Below are 19,529 nucleotides of genomic sequence, written 5' to 3'. Positions count from 1 at the left end.
GATTAAAAATCTCATTGTGCTTTCAAAATCATACAGTCCGAAGACGTGTACCAATTTTTCCAGCGTCGATCTTGCAAGCAAGATCGTTACTCACTCGTTGTTCAGTTTTCAAAGATCAAACTTTTCTCGCTACCGAAACCATTCCGTTCCAGCAACTCTTATATCATATCACTTCCGAACCAACTTTGCAAGCTCTTTTTTTCAAGTTTCTGTCGAAGCTTATTTCCATTTGCTTGCCGCACCGTATAAACTGTGTTTTCTTGGCCGGATATAGAATATATCATAACATACAACTCTTTGACAACTTGTAAAATATCCCAATAGTATTCTTCTATAAGTTTAGTATCATATATCAACTTCTACACGCTTGTATAACGACATTTGATGCTACGCTAATATTCTGCATTCTTTTAAATACCTTACTTACTGCAACTACACATCAATTATACCTTACAGAAGAACTTAATATTTAAACATGTAGTCCGAATAGAATAGAATGAACAGACCAGTGTTTCCTTAATGATTATCCTCTAGCCTACATCCATCATATACTCCTCTCATCCATTATTATAGATAAAACGATCCTTGGTAGCATGTACTCCATTTATTCTAGTCTCTAAACAACCGCACTTACTTCCCCATCCTACCTCATTCCATCAGCAAATCTGGCCATCACCACGGTATCGTAATACCGGCCATCCGCATGCCTTCGATCTCGCTTGAATACACCTTCAACCTCAAAACCGCTTGTCTCATATAATCGTATCGCTTTATCATTCGTTGCAAGTACCTTTAACGTTACCTTTTCAATTCCTTGTTCATCTACCCATTGTAAAGACGATTGTAGCATCTCTCTTCCTATGCCATATCCCCAGAAAGAACGGGCAACACATACCCCAAACTCAACCTGATGCGAAAAACGCTTTAACTCAGATCCAGCACACCTGCAGTACCCGACAATGTCACCTGATGCCACAGCAACCAGAAACAGATGGTTACGCTTTGCGGTATCCATGCGAATCAGCTCTCTGAAACCAGCAACATCAATGAAGGCTTCTCCCGCTTCACGATCCATGTTATCCGTTTCCCCGTCCAGTTGCACACGAAGTGAACTTAACTTATCAGCATCCTTTTCCATGGCTGAACGAATGGTATAATGCATCCCTTTGACACGATAATCCTGGTCATTAATGATCATTTCGCCCCTCTCACACCTTTCATGACTAGCATTAAACAACATCATCTACTCTCTGGAATAAGCTGCATTTCATACTCGCCTTACCTCTTCCTCTACTATATAGTACTCTATTCTGGGCGTTCACCTAACTCGATCTGACTTAGAATCCCAAATCTTCATCTTACTTAACTGACAATTCTACCACCTCAACCCACCTCTGATGGGCTTTTCCCCGTCAACATCTTGAACACCTGACTAAAATACGTCGCATTTCGGAACCCCGTCATCTCACTGACTTCGTAAACCATATAATGTCCCGACTGCAAAAGCTCCACTGCCCGCTGGATCCGATACCCATTCAGGTAGCTGACAAAATTCTCTCCGGTTACCCTTTTGAATAGCTGGCTTAAATACTTGGGGTGCACAAAAAGACCTTTTGCGATAGCCTCGAAACTGATCTCCTCTGCGTAATGCTCCTCAACGTAATGTTTCACTTGAGCGATAAGCTTGTTGCTTTTCTTCTCCCCCATCTCCTTACGGATCTGCTCCAGCCATCCCTTAATGACGCCATCCATCCAGTTTATCAGATCAAGCAAAGCATATTTCGACTGTATTTCACGCAGGAAGTCGCTCATCGTGAGAGGCGGTGTCAGCATCGGATGTTGCTTTTTCCAGCTATGCATCATCGTATCAAATAAACTAACTGCTACCACCTGGGCATCCTGAATGCTTGCACAGTTCCCCTCTTGCAGCGATTGGAATAATTGAAGCCAGACCTCCTCCGCTTGACTAACCCGCAGATCAGCCCACGCCTCATCCCATTGATGAAGCAACAAAGAATAATCTGTCGCACTCCGCTCCATCCCTTCCGATGTCTCCACATGATAAATGCGGTTCCCGCCCTGAAACTCCGCTCGTTCTACCGCTTCCCTGCTCTCCAGATAAGAGTCGATGACTTCGCAGGGATGATCTTTCACCCGGCCAATACCGGCGCTAACTTCAATTTTTAGATACGTAAAGATCTGATCAATCATCCGACCTACGAGATCCTGCAAGTCCTCCAAATAATCCTTGTCTCCAAGCATCACGAGCACAAATACCTGATCCGAATAATCCACAACCTCCACTTGGCAATTCGCCATCCCAGCAGTCTGTTGCTTCACTGTTTCCTGAATGATATCTGCCGCTCCATAACGTAACAGTTGCCAGTCTCGCTCTTTCATACGTGTCATAAAACCCGGACGATTCAGCTGCAAACTGACTGCACGAACCTTATCATAGATTTGAAACCCGATATACTCCATCCGTGCCTCGGGTAATTCGTCTGCTCGATAACGTGTGGTCAGCAACTCATGAAGGAACTGTTTGCGCAGGTAAGGGAGCACTCGTCCCGCTTCTTGTTTGTACGTCCGCTCCAGTCGCTCTCGCCGCTCTCGCACATCTTGTTCCAGCATCACTTCCCGCAGCACTGACTCAATCTCCTCCACCTCCGCTGGCTTTAGCAAAAAGTGATTCACGCCCCAGCGCATAGCCGCTCTAGCGTTTTCAAACTCGTCATATCCACTAAGGATGATAATCGGCAAGTGGGGATAGTCACGCCGCAACTCCTGCGTGACTTCGAGTCCGGTCATACCCGGTAAGTATACGTCGGTCATGACAAGATCCGGACGTACGCGGTGGAACAGCTCAAGTGCATCCACCCCGTTTGCCGCTGTACCAGCAATACTCAGGCCCAGGGAGGGCCAGTTGATATGCTCGGTCAGCGCTTTAATAATATGCGGGTCGTCATCGACAAGCATAATGGTTTTCATCATTTTTCACCGTCCAGCCACAGATTTAATTGCTCTTCGGTCTCAATGCGCGGTAGTGTAATCTCCACTTCGACACCGCCTGAACCTCCATTACTTAACTGCACGCCATACCTTTGTCCGCAGTACAACTGAATGCGTTGATGTACATTACGAACACCGATACCTCGTGCATCCTCCATGTTCCACCCCTCCGGCAAACCTTGTCCATTATCCGCGATTCGAATGGTGATGTCAGCAACAGACCCTTCCGCCGGGGCAATACATACGTGGATACGCAACGTCCCTTCCGATGGATGCCCATGCATCACAGCATTTTCAATAAAGGGTTGCAAAATGATCTTGGGGATATGACACCCACGTATACGCGGATCGATACGCTCCTCATATTGAATGGAGAATGGCAAGCGTTCAGATTGAATACTGACGTAACAACGGGCATGCTCCAATTCATCCCTTACACGGATAAACAACCTGCCCCCGCTCAGCCCGATCCGCAGCAGCTTGCTCAATTGCACAATCATACGACTGATGTCCTTCGCTTCATAATCAAGTGCACGCCAGTGAATCATATCCAGCGTATTGTATAAGAAATGGGGTTTGATCTGCGCTTCAAGCAAGCTGGTTTGCGCTTCCCGTTTCGCACGACTCTCTTCCTTGACCTGCTCCATCAGCATCGTAAGCTGTGAAGCCATATGGTTAAACCCATATGCCAGATGCGCGTACTCCTCTGTAAACGACAGTTTTACACGCGTATCGAAGTCCCCTTTTTCGAGCTGTCTCATTCGTTTGATCAATTGGCGCAGAGGCCGAATAATCTGCCTTACAAACAAATAAGCAAGCACAGCCGAGCATAACAATCCAAGCACGGCGATGCCGAGAATCTGCCAGCCTGCTTGGCGCACCGGGGATAACAAAGTATAGACAGGAATCGTCTGCACAAGACGCCACTGAAGCATAGCAGGCCTGGAATACAGCACCAATTGGGCTCCACCCGGTTGACCCGATACCACTTCGAATCCATCTTCTCCAGGTCGCGCATGCTCCTGAATCCAGGCACTATCTATAATAGAAGAAGATGAGTCCGTTCCTTCCACCGTTCCTTGAGCTATAGTCTGCTTTTCTCCAGGACTTGATTGATCTTCTCGATCAGACTGCCCCGTACTTCCTCCTGACGGATCGGCTTTCCCCATCCGCATTACCACATTGCCTGCGGTATCGACCAGCAGCACTTGGCCATCGAGCACCATAGGAACATCGGCAAATCTGCGTACGATATCCGCCCTGCTTAGACGAATGAGCACATAAGCGACCGTCCCACCCCGACTGTCATAGATCCGCTGTGCATATCCAACCAAGGATTGGCCCGATTCATTCTCACGTAACGGAACCCAGGCTGCGTCCGCCTTTTCCAGTGCGGCAAACCATGAATCATTCGATATAGCATCTACCGGAAAAATATGGTCAGCCATCGTAACCGTTACTTCATTAAAGGCATCGGTATACAACTCAATCGAGGTAATTCCTTCACTCACCACCATGGTGTGATCCAGAATTCGCGTAACTTCTCTCCGCTGATGAATCTGTGCCAACCTGCCCGTATTGGACGTATCCAGCAAGTTGGACAACTCCCTGTTGCTTGCGAGCCCATAGGACGTGCCCGTTACCCCTGTAATAAAATCAAAGCCCCGCCTAGTGCTCTCATTCAAAAGAGCAAGACGTGCTTTGCTGATTTCGGTAAATGTGACCGCAGAGAAGGATTGGTAAGCCAGCCATACAATAATGGAGACAAGCAACAAATTAAACGCAATAAAGCAAGTCACCATCAATGTGGAGAGCTTGCTTTGTTGCAGCTTTTGAAGAATGTAGGCAGACCATCTTGTTTTTCGCACTCGGAATCAACTCGTTTCGTCTTGGAATTACCCTTTGAGCCCAGAGGTCGCGATTCCTTCCACGAAGTACTTCTGACACACGATAAATACGATAAAACATGGCACAAGGGATAAAACAGACATCGCAAACATCGGACCCCAATCGGACTGTGAGCTCGAATCCAGGAACAGGCGCAGTCCCAGCGGAACGGTGTACTTGCTCACGTCGCTCAGGTAGATCAACTGACTGAAGAAATCATCCCATGTCCACAAGAACGTAAAGATCATCGTCGTTACCAGTGCCGGAAAAGCGAGCGGGATAATGATTTTGGTATAGATTCTTACCGGTCCACAACCATCGATCGTCGCTGCTTCGTCCAGTTCTCGCGGCAATCCCCGGAAAAACTGTACCATCAGGAAGATGAAGAACGCATCGGTCGCAAGCCATTTCGGCACAACAAGCGGCAGGTACGTATTCACCCACTCCAGCTGATTAAAGAGAATATACTGCGGGATCAGCGTAACGTGATGCGGCAGCATAATCGTCATTAGCATCAACCCGAAGCAGATGGCTTTGAAGCGGAAGTTCAGCCGGGCAAATGCATAGGCCGCCATTGAACAGGAGATTACATTTCCTAGTACGGCTCCCACCGACAGAACAACGGAGTTGGTCAGAAATTTGGAAAAAGCATTGCCCTGAGCACCAGACCAGCCCGTCATATAATTTTGCCAATTCCACTCCTTCGGCCAGAACCAGGTCTCCGTAAAAATCATATGTCCCGGTTTGAACGAGCTGCCCAGCATCCACAGAACAGGATAGAGCATGACAAAGGCGATGCCTGATATTAGAACATGTTTGGTGACAATCCATGCTGCAGAGTTCCGTTGTCCAATCATGATTTTCCACCATCCTCATAGTGTACCCACAACTTGCTGCTGCGGAATACGAGCAATGTAAATACGCCGATCAGGATTACCAGCACCCATGCCATGGCGGAAGCGTAACCCATCTGGAAGAAGGAGAACCCTTTTTTGTACAGATACAGAGAGTACATCAATGTTGAATTCACCGGACCACCGCTACCGTTACTGATAATGAAGGCCTGCGTGAACGATTGAAAGGACGTAATCAGTTGCATAACCAGATTAAAGAAGATCACTGGCGACAGGATCGGCAACGTGATATAGAAAAATCTCCGCATCGGACCCGCACCATCTACGGCTGAAGCTTCATCGTACTCCGGCGGAATCTGTTTGAGTCCGGCCAGGAAGATGATCATGGATGAGCCAAACTGCCATACGGACAACAGAACAATGGAATACAATGCGTACTTCGGATTAGCCACCCAGTCCGGCGCTTTAATGCCTACCATTGCAAGCACGCTGTTAAGCAACCCGTCACCGCCGAGCATTTTCCGCCATAACATCGCAATAGCTACGCTGCCTCCCAGCAATGTCGGGATGTAATACACGGTGCGATATATGCCAAGTCCGCGAATGCCTTTGTTGAGCAGCATAGCAACAAACAAAGCAAAAATCAGTTTAAGCGGAACAGATACCGCTACATAGGTAAATGTCACCTGAAGTGACTTGCCGAACAGTTTGTCAGAAGTAAACATTGTGACGTAATTATCCAGACCGACCCAATTCGGGGCGGCCAGGATACTGTAGTCGGTAAAGGAAATGTATAACGAAGCAAGCATGGGACCCAGGGTCAGGAATACTAATCCGACAAGCCAAGGGGCGAGAAAAAGCAGTGCGGCTCCATTATGGGCGTATCGACGTCTCACGCGCCGGGCGGCTACTTTCTCGATTCTGGCTTGACTGACCTGTGATGTCGTCATTTTCGCAACCTCCCCGCAATATTTGAAGTTCATTGGAACGGTTTCTGCCAGTTGTATCCGTAAATATATCTGCGCGATATATTTACAGATACAAATACAGGTTAAACTCGTCTAGCTACAAGTTATATTCTCTTTACTGGCTTGATCCAAGCGTTGCTTTGGCGCCTTCAATAAATTGGGCAATGATGTCTGTCATACTACCTTGGCCAAAAGCGATCTGTTCGCTTGCACTTTTGAAACTCGTGTCTACTTCAGCAAATCCTTGCGGGTATGGCGGGCTAATCTCACTGGAATGCTTCGATACGGTATCAATGAATTGGAAAATGACTTGCTCTCCCTCTGACAGCTTCGGCTGCATCTGCTCACGGATGCTTGCGTTGACAGGCACACCGCGCTCCGAGCCAAGAATCGCTGTTGCTTCTGGATCATTTACCATGAAATCAATGAACATAGCCACTTCTTTGGGATGTTTCGATTTGGAATAACCGGACAGGAACTGGCCCGGCTTCAGATACTCACCGATCCGTTGTTCGTTCACACCGTGTGGCAACACTTGAATGCCAAGTTTATGATCCTGGTTTTTGTTGACTTGTTGGAACGTAAGCAACTGGTTGGACCATGCAAAATCCATGGCTGCTGTACCCAAAGAAATCGGTCTGGTTTCGAGTGCATTCGTTGTCGAAGCTGCGACTTCTGCAGACGTAGCTCCTCTGTTCTCACGCAGGGCGGCCCACATATCAAACCACTCTTTCAATTGGTCACTTGTGGCTGTCATGGTGCCATCTTCGAATAGTCCTTTGCCGGACTGGCGTACAAATACCTCAAACATGTTGGTGGCACCGGAAATGTCAGCGGAGCCGTAGAACCCCTCTCCCTTCGCCGCCGCAATCTTGGCTGCAGTCGCTGAGAAGTCCTCCCATGTCCAGCTCTCCTGTGGCTCTTCAATGCCGAGCTGCTGGAATAATGTTGCATCATATATGACACCTGGTGCATTGACCCCCAGGGTGATGGCATATAATTTATCGTCGATCGATCCGGCTGTAATCATACTCTTGTCGTGATCTTTAATACGCAGTTCTTTATCTGCATAAGGCGTCAAGTCGAGCAAAGCACCGCGCCGCGCAAAGTCCGTCAGAAACGCATAATCCATCTGGATGATATCTGGAGCGTTGGAGCCAGCGACCTGTGTTGTAAGCTTGTCAAAATAACCATCCCATCCCGAATATTCAGGTTTAATCGTGATGCCTGGATGTTTCTCTTCAAACAGTTTGATTACTTTGGTTGTCAGATCATGTCTGGTCTGTGATCCCCACCAGGTCATGCGTAGTTCAATTTTGTCAGACGCACCGCCTTGACCTGACTCACCGGAAGATGCTGGTGTGCTTGAGGTTCCTCCAGAACAGGCTGTAGCGAATAATAACAGGGACAGGCAGAACAGGGTTACCCACTTTTTGGTGATGATCATGAATGAATTTCCTCCCCTTTTTGCTTATATGAAATCGCTTACAAAACTATTGTAATCGCCTGTCTCTGTACATGACATAAACAAAAGTAAGCTATCCTGTCAAAAAAGTAAGGGGTTCGCAGGAAAGAAAAACCACCGGAAACCACATTCCCGGTGGCGCTTAACCCTTCATTATGAACAACGCTAAAAAATGAAACAGGTAGGAAGATGGTACAACCTCGTTCTATCCAGAATGCACAGTAGAAACTGTAGACTTCGCCGTGCGCTCCGACAAATATCTCTCCATCTTAGCTACCTCTGTTCCTGCCAGCATCATGATGCCAATGCCATGGTTGTCATTGGTTACAGTACGTAAGTCTTGATCATAGTATTCCGCTGTGAATGCATATCTTGATCCGCTGCATACGCCGTGAACGTTCCCTTGACGGTCAATGGCGTTGCTCACCAGTCCCTTCCAAGCCCGCTGAGCTGCTGTAACGTATACCGAAGGATCTTTAAACCAGCCGAAGCGTACACCACGTGCGAAACCATACGCAAACATGGCTGTACAGGAGGCTTCCAGATACGTTTCTGAATGATTCAACACTTGATGCCAGAGCCCGCTCTCACTTTGCAGTGCCGCATAACCCTCGCACAGCTCATTGAAAAATGCGATTAAAGCGGGACGCTCCGCATGGTCTTCCGGCAACGCCTCCAATACTTCCGTCAGAGAGAAGAGCGTCCATCCGTTGCCACGCCCCCAAGGAATCTGAGTCGCCTGTTCATATTTGAAATCATACACATGAGACATAATCTTGTACTCAGGCATAAATAAATATTTACGATACAGCGAAAACTGTTTGGCCGCTTCGTCGAGTGCTTCGGACTTCCCTGTCACACGAGCATATCGCACAAGGAATGGTGTGCTCATGTAAAGGTCATCTGCCCACATGGTGTTCTCGGCATACTCCCCTGCACATGTGCGATAGAACGCCCCATCCGCTCGGCGCTCCAAACGGTTAAGCATAAAGTCTGCGATTCGTTCGGCAATGGGAAGGAAGGTTGGTTCCTTGCATTCCGTATACGATTCCAGCATCGCTGAGCCGAAGGAACCGCAGTTGTCCAGCATTTTCAACATAATTAACTGCTGATTAATAGAAGGAAAACCATACTGCTCGCGATCCCACAGAGAATACGCATACATCTGAGTGCATGACTGTACATGTTCTGCCGCATAACGGGTAATATCCGGTCTCTGCATATATCGTCCTGCCTGGAGCAGGCCATAGACGGTGACACCCAGCGGGTAATCCCAGCGTCCATAGTTGGTTACACTGCCCACGGTCCATTTATTGCTCAGCATTGCATTTTCATAATAAGGTCGGATGAACGCATCTGGCCGATCCAAACGCCAGTATGTCCGCTCTGCTTGCATAACGCCGCTCGTCCCTGTATCCTGCTGTCCTGCATTAGTCTGGTACACGCGATCCAAACGCATCAAATCGGCAAGTTCCGGCTCGGCTCCAGATTCAAAAGGACCTGCATAGAACCAACATTCTTCCAATGCTCCTTGCACTCGTTGCGGAAGCTGCAATTGAATGGACTCCGTACCGACAGATGCTTTCAGGTCAAATCCCCATAAGTCAGCGCCAGCTTGACATTCACTTCGTACTAGAAGATCATTTCGGCCAAATGCGGCTTCAACCTCCACTTCAAACGATCCTGCATTTTTTATTGTTGCAACTGACTTGTCCCCGAGCCAGATCTGGATCGGACCAGAGGATTGTCCGGATAACCGAACCGGACGACCCGAGGTATCACGATTGTTCAGGTGCGTCCATGCATAAGCATGTCTGCCCGGAAGCAGTCCATAGATTCGTTCCAAAGCCGGTTTATTCCGATCGGAAGCAGACCACTGCGTCTCTGGCAACCACTTTAGATTACTCTCTCCTTGACTCGCGAGCAGGTTTGGCTGGGCCCCCGCGGATGAAACAGGTTCAGAGAAGACCCACCCTGCTTGCCCCGAGCGTTCCTGAAAAGGAGCCAGTACATTCAGAATACGCACTTTGCCTTCATCAGAACCGAACTGGCATCCGAATCCGGCAGGGGTGTTTTTCATCTCCAGCCAAACGGTATTCCAGCCAGGTTGAATGTCGATTCCAAGCTTCACCGTGGCATCTGGCGTTATCTCATCAATGACCGTAGAACGGTAGATCAACTCGTTGTTAAAATAAAAGCGGACCGGTCCATAACAACTTACCAGCACATCGAGATTACGGTTCTCATCCCCCCAGACCAGCGCTGCAGCATAGGAAATATGATCTTTCGGCGCATCTGGAAAGCGTTTACCAAGATTCAAATCATAAAGTCCTTTTTCATTTTGCAAAATTCCGGAGTGCTGAAACGCCCGATATACGAAATCGGCCTGTGCATTAGCCCCAATGTATCTCTCAGCGAGCACCTTCAATACCTGCTCCTGATCTTCTCCAAATCGATAATACATGCTCTGCGGTTCACTGAAATACGTCGTCATTGAATGCCACATTCCTCTCATGTTGAAATACTTCTCCATCTTATAAAAGCCCATGCTTGTTTACAGGACGTTGTTCACCTATTTTCAGGATACAGATATAGCGCTTAACCTCAGTGAGGATACCCCTTTGTGAAGAAGACAAAAGTATTACTTTTACCATTCATACCGATTAATAATCCTAGTATAACTGACATAGACCATGGTGGCTACAGGTTTTTGTTTACGCTTACACTACAGTCTCAATTTTTCACTTAGCCCTCCATATAATAAGGATAAATGTGGAACTAAGTCCAGTCATGGTTTAAACAAATTCAAAACATAACCGATATATACTAGGTAGTTTAATAACAACCCATATTATTTTGGAAAGGACAGATTAATATTGAATACGCTTGAATCTCTGGTCAATGCGATGCCTTTTGTACGTCAAATGTTCCGTGATGATATCTCCATATCGATCAATGATCACGAAAAGGTATTATATTTCTCCGAAGCCCAAAGTCTAGATATTGGTGTAAAAGCCGGTGACGAACTACATGATGATTACAAACATTTCAAAATGCTAAGCAACAAGGACTCCCGCACCGTTGTGCGTATGCCTGGCGATCTTCAGGGAAGGCCTTTCGATTCCATCCTCATTCCTGTGAAAGAAAACGGACAAGTTGTCGGCATCCTGGGGGTCAACTATGCACTTGATAATCACCTGACACTGGAATCGCTAATTAGCGAAAGTGAAACAACAATCAACTCCCTTGTTGGCGGCATTCAGCAAATTGCAGCCCATTCGGAGCAGCTGTCAGCAACCTCGGAGGAAATTTTGCGAAATTCTCAAAAGGCAACCGAAAATTCGATTAACGTCACAAAAGTCACTAACGTAATTCGTGAAGTCTCCGAGCAAACCAATCTGCTTGGATTAAACGCAATGATCGAGGCCGCTCGTGTCGGTGAGCAAGGAGCCGGATTCGGCATCGTAGCTAGTGAAGTTCGCAAACTCTCCGATCATACGAAACAAGCTGCATCGGATATCGAGACCTCTCTGAGCAGTGTGCAGCATTCCATGAAATATATGGAACAAGAGATTAGCCAGATTACGACAGCAACTGGAGATCAGGCCAAGCTTGTGACTGAATTTATGCAGAGTATTGAACAACTGAGTGAGACCGGTGCAAATTTGAAAAAGTTTGTGCAACAGATGCTCGCGCTTGAGTAACTATTGTAGATGGAGTTAGACAGGGCAAGAGGTATAAATAAACATATCGATCTAAAGCGAATGGTAGTTTGAATGTTAGAAAAGCAACCCTAGTCATCACGATTTACATAAGGAATAATCACAACTAAGGAAACACCAAGAGCCTCCGCTGTCATTCCCTGTCCAGGAAATGAGCGGAGGCTTTCATCTGCTTAATCGAATATAATATTCCGGCTTACACGAGAAAGAGAATGCGTGCGCTAAAGCTTAAACTCGGAAGATCCTTATATCTCTACCGCAACACCGAAATGATCGGATACGACAGGCCCGTTTGTACCATTTAACACAACGTTGGAGGTTTGCGCCTGAACAGGACGATTAGAAAAAATATAATCAATCCTTAGCGGTTGTTCATTATTCGCCCACCCAGCAATCGCTTTGACTACAGTAGCTCCATCGTCTTTTTGCCTGGCTGTCGTGTACAGATCATTCCAGCCATGCTCCATCATGTAATCGTAGCCTTGTCCACGAATCTCCGCGACATTGTTGAAGTCCCCCATCAGATACAACGGTTGGTGCATATAAGGTACAAGCACACGCTCGGTCAAATCCCATTGCCCCTTAAAAGGTTCCTGTGCATCATCCCACCAGTTATAATGTCCATTCACAAACCATGTGGATGTGGACTCTCCTTGCAGGCTCGTCTCAATCCCGACGATTTTGCGTGTTCGATAGTTGTTATAATCCCGCATGTGGGACACGTATTCGCTAAATGAACGAGTAATTGGTGTCCGGCTTAGAATCGCCAACCCTTCATCGTATGTACGAAATCCGATGTGTGTTGGAATCCAGGTCCAGTAATACGTCTCGGTTAACTGCTGTAGCAGGACATGAGCGTAGTTATCTTTTTTGATCGTCACATCCGCTTCGGTTGCTACATACGTCTGCAGTTCCTCTTGAGGTAGTGCCGATTCATGAATCGGCTGGTTCACCTCTTGCATCGATATGATATCAAATTGATGTGTATTGATAAATTCAGCCAGTTGACTGATCTTGTTTCGTTGGTCTTCTTCCGCCCAGGCGTGGACGTTTAATGTAAGAATTTTCATCTCTATGCTCGCTCCTGTTGTTGAATATAGTCTTTACATGGCTGCCGCGCAGCCAGTACTGCTCCTGAAATGAATACATACGTTATAAGACAAGCATACACAATATGGAGTATTCATGCATGTGTGCAGATATGAAAGGGACCAAATCATCCCTTTTCTCCACAAAGCAAGACTATGTAGATTGCGATGACGTCTGCACGAGCATCTCCAGAACTGATATGATAGAAGCTAGGATAGAAGCATTACAAATCTAGGCCGTGACGTCGAGGACGTCATCATTAGTTAACCATGTATACCCCAGGAGATGGAATGATGAACATACCTAAGGATCAGATCATGGATGACACGCAGTGGCAAGCACTGATTCGTGAAGTTGCAGATCTTTTTAACAACCTGACAATCATGCGTGGATTCCAATATTATAAACAGAAACGTGTTGGATTAATAAGCTTCAACGATGCTCAGGCCATTATTGCCGAGGTACAAGGATCAGAATCTTACGAGGTTGTGCTCCGTATGCAGGACTTGTCCACCAGTTATTGTGCCTGCCCGGTTAACTCTCCATGCAAACATATGGCCGCTGTATTGATGAGTTATGCTGAACAGCAAGGACGCCCCGTTCCTGCACTAGTCAATGCACATGCAAGTACTGCCTTGAAGCAAACCAGCAAACCGGCAGGTTCGGCGTCTGCGAGAGCTTATAGCTTCAGCGAAGTTACGGAACAAGAGGAGGCTCTCCAAGACAACTCTTCAAACAGCTACCAGTATACCGCGATTAAAGAGCGGGCAGCCGAACTCGCCGGAATGGACATTACTGAATGGCACGAACTATTTCGAGCGAGCCTCAAACGACTCGGCACAGGAACAGCAACGACGGCCTACGTTCAGGAAGCTGCGGATGAACTGTACACAATCAAACCCAGGATGTCAGCGGCGATGGATCAGCTGTTTGAGCTGCATGTTCAGCTTTACCTCATGCGTTACTGTATACCGCCCGCGCGCAATTCTATTACGCATACTCCTGTGTATTTAAGTTACCCTGCCCAGCTGGCGGTAGACGCTCTCCAAAAAGGAATTGAAGCCTTGCTGCTCCAGTCCCTGGACTTGTCCGGATTAAAAGGTACGGCACTTGAACAAGTCTGGGCAAGACTGGATGAAACTTCGGCTTATTTGCGGACAGAGATGTTGCCGGAGACAGCTAATATGATGTTCTTCACGCCTATTTACTCAAAGCTGTGGCTAAACTGGATTGTGCCCTGGCTTCAAGGTAAACAGGCGATGTTGGAGTCAGAACTAAATCTACTGAACGAAGCAGAAGCGAAGATCGTTTCGTCTGCAGGAGGTGTGCCCGGCACAGAGAAGAACGTCAGAAAAGTAACTTTACCCTTACCGCTTGTTCTGGCACAGAGCTGGATGTACTACCACCTGGAACAAGATTCATCGGCTTGGCAGAAACTTGTCCATGGCAGTTCAGCCTATGGTATTCCTCCAGAATACCTGCTGTACTTTCTCCATACGCTAACGGATGCAGCTGAATGGATACGTTTGTCCGAATGGCTTGTTCAGCTTGGCCCCCTGCTGGCCAATCGCCGCAACGCTCCTTTACAGGATTACATGCGATTGTGGGATATCGCGATCCAGCATGTCCCAGAAGCTGAGCACCGGATGTGGGACACGCTCGTCAGCATGCTTCCCCACTCCAGGCCTGCTTATGAGGATGCCATGCATTCTCGTGGGCAGTGGCGCAGGTGGATTGATTTTCAGCTGAGTACAGGCACTGAGCCTCTCGAATTCCGAGTAGCCGTATTGCAACCTATTGAGAAAGATGCCCCTGAGTTGCTTTTGCCGTTCTATCATCAGGCGGTAGAGCGTTATATCGCACACAAGAACAGGGATGGTTATAAAGCCGCTGTGAAGCTGCTGAAACGACTGTCCAAAATATATAAAAAAATGAAGCGAGAGGAGCCGTGGGAGCAGTTCATTACTGCACTGGCTGTTCGCAACAGCCGATTGCGCGCCCTGCAGGAGGAGCTTCGGAAAGGTAAACTGATTCCATGAGTCTAATTCACCCTTACACGGAAACGATTGAGGTACACGTGGCTTTGACCGGCTATGGCGATGCGCTATTTTACGGCGCCCTGAATACACATCACTTTGTGTCAGGCCAGTCGTTGAAACAGCGCCTCTTCGCTTGGCATGCTCCTTCCTTCTATGGCACGGAGCTTGAAATTCGGCAGATTGAAGAGATTGAGCTTGTCGTGCTGCCTGCGGAAGAGGTTATCTCATTCTTTGCAGAGATGAAGACCCTGATTCATATTGAGTGGAAGTGGGATGAGCAGGCTGAGTACCTGATCCGACTAGCCCCAATTTTGTCCTCGTCTATTGATCATCGCAAGTATGTACCCAGCTTTGAGGCTTATCGTGCCGGACAGCTGCAATGGACGTGGGACTCGGATAGTCTGAAGAAGCAAGATCTGGCTGCCCTTCACCAAGCCATGCAGCAGACGGACGAGAGTTTCGCTGAAGGACTTGGCGCAGCTTACTCCGCCGCTGTGTTCCAACATTGGTATAGCTCCGAAGAAGCAGCCACCGACCTGCGGCGGGAATTCCCGCAGCTCTTCCCCGAGCGCGGAGTGCTTCCGCGGACAGGAGGCCTGGATGCTCGGTCATGGCTGGTGTCCATCGGCTGGAAAGCTGATGCCGCACCCTTCCGCCCGATGCTGCAATTGCAGGAGCCGGACGAGGACGACTTCTCCTGGCGACTGCGTTTGGTATTGCAGAACAAGCTGGACGCTGCGGTTCTCGTGCCAGTCATGCTCGATTCACGCGGACGACTGGAGGGCGAGTGGCCCGACGGCTGGACGCCATTTATTCTGGATCGCTCGGCTGGCTGGTTGGATCAGCTCCGTGCGCAACTGCCGCGTCTTGGCAGCTCCATCAGCGGCAGACGGGATATCCTGAGCGATCCGCTGGATGATCAGCAAGCCTGGCAGTTCTTGACCCAGGAGAGCGGTCGCTTGCTAGCCGCCGGATGGCAAGTCCTGTTGCCGGGCTGGTGGGAAGCCGCCCGGAAGAAAAAACCGAAGCTGCGAGCCAAAGTGAAAGCGGAAGAAGGCAGCGAGCGAGGCCAATCGTTCTTCGGACTGGACTCGATTATTCATTTTGACTGGCGTATCGCCATTGGGGATGCCGATCTTAGTGAAGAAGAATTTGCGGATCTCGTCGCCCGTAACGAACGACTCGTTCGATTCCGCGGCGAATGGGTGCCGCTTGACCCCGATCTGCTGGAGCAAATTCGCAGAGCGATGGGCGGTGTGAATCGGGAGCAAGGACTGTCGTTCCAAGATATTCTGCATTTGCATCTGCTTCACAATGAACAGCGAGAATATGCCAAGCAGAAATGGAAAGAAGGTCAACAGGCTGAGGGCGAACAGGAAGCAGAGTCATCTCAGACTAGCGAGAGTATCCGGCTTGAGGTGGAATTGAATGAACATCTGAACCGGGTCATCGCTCAGCTTGGCGGCGGACAAGGGGGAGCCCCTTCCCTGCCTGTCCCCGATGGACTTCATGCAGAGCTGCGTTCCTACCAGAAAGAAGGTTTTGCTTGGCTTGGTTTTCTGCGCAGGTTCGGCTTAGGCGCTTGTCTTGCTGATGATATGGGTCTTGGGAAAACGATTCAATTCATTACGTATTTGTTGCATATCAAGGATCATGAGCCAAGACTGCCGGGACAAGCACCTGCCCTTCTGATCTGTCCAACGTCAGTCCTCGGGAACTGGCAGAAGGAAATCAGCCGTTTTGCTCCTTCCATCCGTGTCAGTCTGCATTACGGGGCACGCCGGTTAAACGGAGAAGAATTCCGGGAGCAAGCCGAACAGTCGGATATTATCATTACTTCCTACGCCACAGCGACGCTGGATCAGGAACTGCTGGAAACCTACACGTGGTCTGCCATCTGTCTGGATGAAGCACAGAACATCAAGAATGCCCAGACGAAACAGTCCGTGGCTGTACGCAGCTTCCCGGCCAAACATCGCATTGCGCTCACAGGTACACCAATCGAGAATCGGTTATCCGAGCTGTGGTCGATCTACGATTTCATTAATCCGGGTTATCTGGGCAGTGCTCGCGCATTCCAAACCCGCTTCATCAGTGCGATTGAAAAGGATAAGGATGAGCAGCGTATGCAGGACCTGCAACAGCTCGTGAAACCGTTTATGCTTCGCCGTAAGAAAAAAGATCCCAATATCCAGCTTGATCTGCCGGACAAAAATGAGATGAAAACATATATCCACCTCACAGGTGAACAGAGTGCATTATATGATCAATCGGTGCAAGCCCTGATGGATAAAATGAAAGAGCTGGAGGGCATCAAGCGCAAAGGTGCGATTCTCTCCGCGTTAACCCAATTGAAGCAGCTGTGTGACCATCCGCTGTTGCTTACTAAGGAAACGTTGCCTGAAGAGCTGCCTGCGGACGACCCGGCAACATCAACCTATGATGTGTACAGCCCGCAGGACATGGCGATGCTGATCAGCCGCTCGGCCAAGCTGGAACGGCTGATGGAGCTTGTTCGTGAGCTGCGTGACGAGGGCGAACGCTGCCTTATCTTCACACAATATATCGGTATGGGGCAGATGTTACAGCAAGTGCTGCGGCAGGAATTGCAAGAGCCTGTACTCTACCTGCATGGCGGCACGTCGAAGACAGCAAGGGATCGCATGATTGAGGAATTCCAGTCTCGCACATTGCCTGCGGAGAAACAGCCTTCGGTATTCATTCTGTCGATTAAGGCTGGCGGTGTTGGCCTGAATCTGACGGCAGCCAATCACGTCTTTCACTTTGACCGCTGGTGGAACCCTGCAGTTGAGAATCAGGCAACTGACCGGGCGTATCGAATGGGACAAACCAAAGATGTACAGGTGCACAAATTTATCTCTCTCGGTACACTGGAGGAACGCATTGACGAGATGCTGGAGAGCAAGCAGCAGCTTAGCGACAACATCATCACCAGCTCCGAGAACTGGATTACCGAACTGTCGACCGATGAGCTGAAGGATTTGTTCACGCGTCGCCGGGACTGGTCGGGTTAAGCTGGCCGGACAAAATAAAAAAAGAGCGAAGCTTAGGAATTTGGATTCCGGCTTTGCTCTTTTTGCTTTTGTAACGTTGTGTTTCGTGATCCCCGTCTTAACGCATGTTACCGATGATGGAGGATCTGGATTCTTGCATTTTTTTTATGAAATTAGTCATAAGATCAAAAGCTTCATTCCGTTTGTTAGACATGGATTGCAAACGAAGCATATCCATTTGTTGTGAATTACTCGCCGCATCGATCTGAGACTTCAGCGCTTGCACCGCTGCTTGATCCCCGTTCTGTTGAGCCACTTGCAACTTTGCATTGAGATCAGCAATCTGTTGATTGCGGTTCTGTACCGCTTGAATTTGCGCTTGCAATTGAGCATCCAGCAATCTGGTGCGCTCCTGCTGCACCATCATCAATGCCGTTTCAATATCCATTGAAGAAATGTCTACATTGGATAACGAAGATATCGGTTGAGCCGCATAACTGCTTGCTGCAGATGCAGAAGTAACAACCGATACAGCTGCAATTGCAGCAATAGCTGTTGAAGATAGAAGCTTTGTTGACTTTTTCATAGGGTAGACCTCCCAAAATATGTAGAAGACATCTGGTGAAGATTGACATCTTTCGACATGATTATATCAGAAGACCCAGGACTTTAAATCTATTTATTTTAAATTTGAACTGAAATATATACTCCCCGTTGTTATATCCAGAGCTGACCATCCAATAACCCTCTCCAATCCGCTCTTTACATCGTCCGTGATAACTGTTGAATCAGTTCGCTAATGTAGGCTTTTACTGGCTGATCATCCAGATTCCCGATTCGTGACGGGCTGAGTAACTGATGTTTCTTCAGGATGTAGAAGTCAAATAGGCCCTGACGGATTGTCATATCATGCGTAATGGAAAACGACGGCTCAGCAATTCTGCGGATCACCGCTTCATCTTGAATCATGTACAGCACCGGACTAATACGATTAAAGGTGCCTTGTGCCATTCCCTTTTCAAAAAAGGAACATAACTGTTCACTATGATGCCGCAGAGCAGAAGCAATCTCTTGGTATAGTACTGGGTAAAGCTTCCTCACCTCGCTCCAGAAGAACTCGGGCAGATATAACACATGGGTCATCGCATGCTCATAGGCAATCTGAAATCTACGCTCGTACGAGATCATATCATCCTCCATTGTCGCCCTGGAATCATGAATCTCTTCGATATATACGTTCAGAACGTTCTGGATAATTTCCTCTTTCGATGAGAAGTATTTATATAGGGTTGCCTTACTAATATCCATATGTTTCGCCATGTCATCCATGCGCAGGGAACTGATGGACTTTGCACGCAGAACCGGAATGATTTTGGTCAGTAGTTTTTGTGAATTTTCCAAACGTTTCAAAGGGGTGCCTCCTTCATGCTGCGTCAATTGCTCCAAATTGGACAATATAATGAGTATACCATGCCTGGACAA

13 protein-coding genes are annotated in these 19,529 nt (G+C 48.0%); 3 read left to right on the top strand and 10 right to left on the bottom strand.

Features of this window, described 5'->3' with window-relative positions; translation table 11 throughout:
- Positions 1 to 643: 643 nt before the first annotated feature.
- The 7 genes from EC604_RS22420 to EC604_RS22390 form a co-directional block, all read right to left on the bottom strand.
- The gene (locus EC604_RS22420) at positions 644 to 1,198 is read right to left on the bottom strand and encodes a GNAT family N-acetyltransferase (RefSeq protein WP_123066254.1); all 555 of its coding nucleotides are present in this window, start codon (positions 1,196 to 1,198) and stop codon (positions 644 to 646) included.
- A gap of 185 nt (positions 1,199 to 1,383) precedes the next feature.
- Entirely contained in the window at positions 1,384 to 2,991 is a 1,608-nt protein-coding gene (locus EC604_RS22415) for a response regulator (protein ID WP_123066253.1), read from the bottom strand.
- The gene (locus EC604_RS22410) at positions 2,988 to 4,877 is read right to left on the bottom strand and encodes a cache domain-containing sensor histidine kinase (protein WP_123066252.1); all 1,890 of its coding nucleotides are present in this window, start codon (positions 4,875 to 4,877) and stop codon (positions 2,988 to 2,990) included. Before EC604_RS22410 ends, EC604_RS22415 begins: the two co-directional genes overlap by 4 nt.
- 27 nt (positions 4,878 to 4,904) lie before the next feature.
- Positions 4,905 to 5,753 carry a carbohydrate ABC transporter permease gene (locus tag EC604_RS22405; protein ID WP_123066251.1) on the bottom strand — a complete coding sequence of 283 codons (849 nt, stop codon included), beginning with the start codon at positions 5,751 to 5,753 and terminating at the stop codon, positions 4,905 to 4,907.
- Entirely contained in the window at positions 5,750 to 6,700 is a 951-nt protein-coding gene (locus tag EC604_RS22400; protein ID WP_240037110.1) for a carbohydrate ABC transporter permease, read from the bottom strand. Before EC604_RS22400 ends, EC604_RS22405 begins: the two co-directional genes overlap by 4 nt.
- A 133-nt stretch (positions 6,701 to 6,833) precedes the next feature.
- The gene (locus EC604_RS22395; RefSeq protein WP_123066250.1) at positions 6,834 to 8,165 is read right to left on the bottom strand and encodes an ABC transporter substrate-binding protein; all 1,332 of its coding nucleotides are present in this window, start codon (positions 8,163 to 8,165) and stop codon (positions 6,834 to 6,836) included.
- Positions 8,166 to 8,388: 223 nt separating this feature from the next.
- Complete coding sequence (locus EC604_RS22390; RefSeq protein ID WP_240037108.1) at positions 8,389 to 10,689, bottom strand: glycoside hydrolase family 88/105 protein; 2,301 nt, start codon at positions 10,687 to 10,689, stop codon at positions 8,389 to 8,391.
- A 370-nt stretch (positions 10,690 to 11,059) separates the two neighbouring features.
- Between EC604_RS22390 and EC604_RS22385 the strand changes: the two genes are divergently transcribed.
- Positions 11,060 to 11,887 (top strand): methyl-accepting chemotaxis protein, encoded by an 828-nt coding sequence (locus EC604_RS22385; protein WP_123066249.1) that lies wholly within the window; start codon positions 11,060 to 11,062, stop codon positions 11,885 to 11,887.
- A 263-nt stretch (positions 11,888 to 12,150) separates the two neighbouring features.
- Here the strand turns inward: EC604_RS22385 and EC604_RS22380 are convergent, their stop codons facing one another.
- Positions 12,151 to 12,975 (bottom strand): endonuclease/exonuclease/phosphatase family protein, encoded by an 825-nt coding sequence (locus EC604_RS22380; RefSeq protein ID WP_123066248.1) that lies wholly within the window; start codon positions 12,973 to 12,975, stop codon positions 12,151 to 12,153.
- A 312-nt stretch (positions 12,976 to 13,287) separates the two neighbouring features.
- On the opposite strand from EC604_RS22380, the gene EC604_RS22375 reads away from it, so the two are divergent.
- On the top strand, positions 13,288 to 15,033 hold the full coding sequence (locus EC604_RS22375; protein WP_161557008.1) for an SWIM zinc finger family protein: 1,746 nt from the start codon (positions 13,288 to 13,290) through the stop codon (positions 15,031 to 15,033).
- On the top strand, positions 15,030 to 18,068 hold the full coding sequence (locus EC604_RS22370) for a DEAD/DEAH box helicase (RefSeq protein ID WP_430538822.1): 3,039 nt from the start codon (positions 15,030 to 15,032) through the stop codon (positions 18,066 to 18,068). The genes EC604_RS22375 and EC604_RS22370 overlap by 4 nt, the downstream gene beginning before the upstream one ends.
- A 97-nt stretch (positions 18,069 to 18,165) precedes the next feature.
- On the opposite strand, the gene EC604_RS22365 is transcribed toward EC604_RS22370, so the two are convergent.
- Both EC604_RS22365 and EC604_RS22360 read right to left on the bottom strand, forming a co-directional pair.
- Complete coding sequence (locus EC604_RS22365; protein WP_123066246.1) at positions 18,166 to 18,633, bottom strand: hypothetical protein; 468 nt, start codon at positions 18,631 to 18,633, stop codon at positions 18,166 to 18,168.
- 176 nt (positions 18,634 to 18,809) lie between these two features.
- Positions 18,810 to 19,457: a TetR/AcrR family transcriptional regulator gene (locus tag EC604_RS22360; protein WP_123066245.1), complete on the bottom strand. Its 648-nt coding sequence runs from the start codon at positions 19,455 to 19,457 to the stop codon at positions 18,810 to 18,812.
- Positions 19,458 to 19,529: the final 72 nt, after the last annotated feature.

The sequence above is a fragment of the Paenibacillus amylolyticus genome, assembly GCF_003719335.1.
Classification (GTDB): Bacteria; Bacillota; Bacilli; order Paenibacillales; family Paenibacillaceae; genus Paenibacillus; species Paenibacillus amylolyticus_D.
This window is presented reverse-complemented; position numbering and strand designations above follow the sequence as displayed.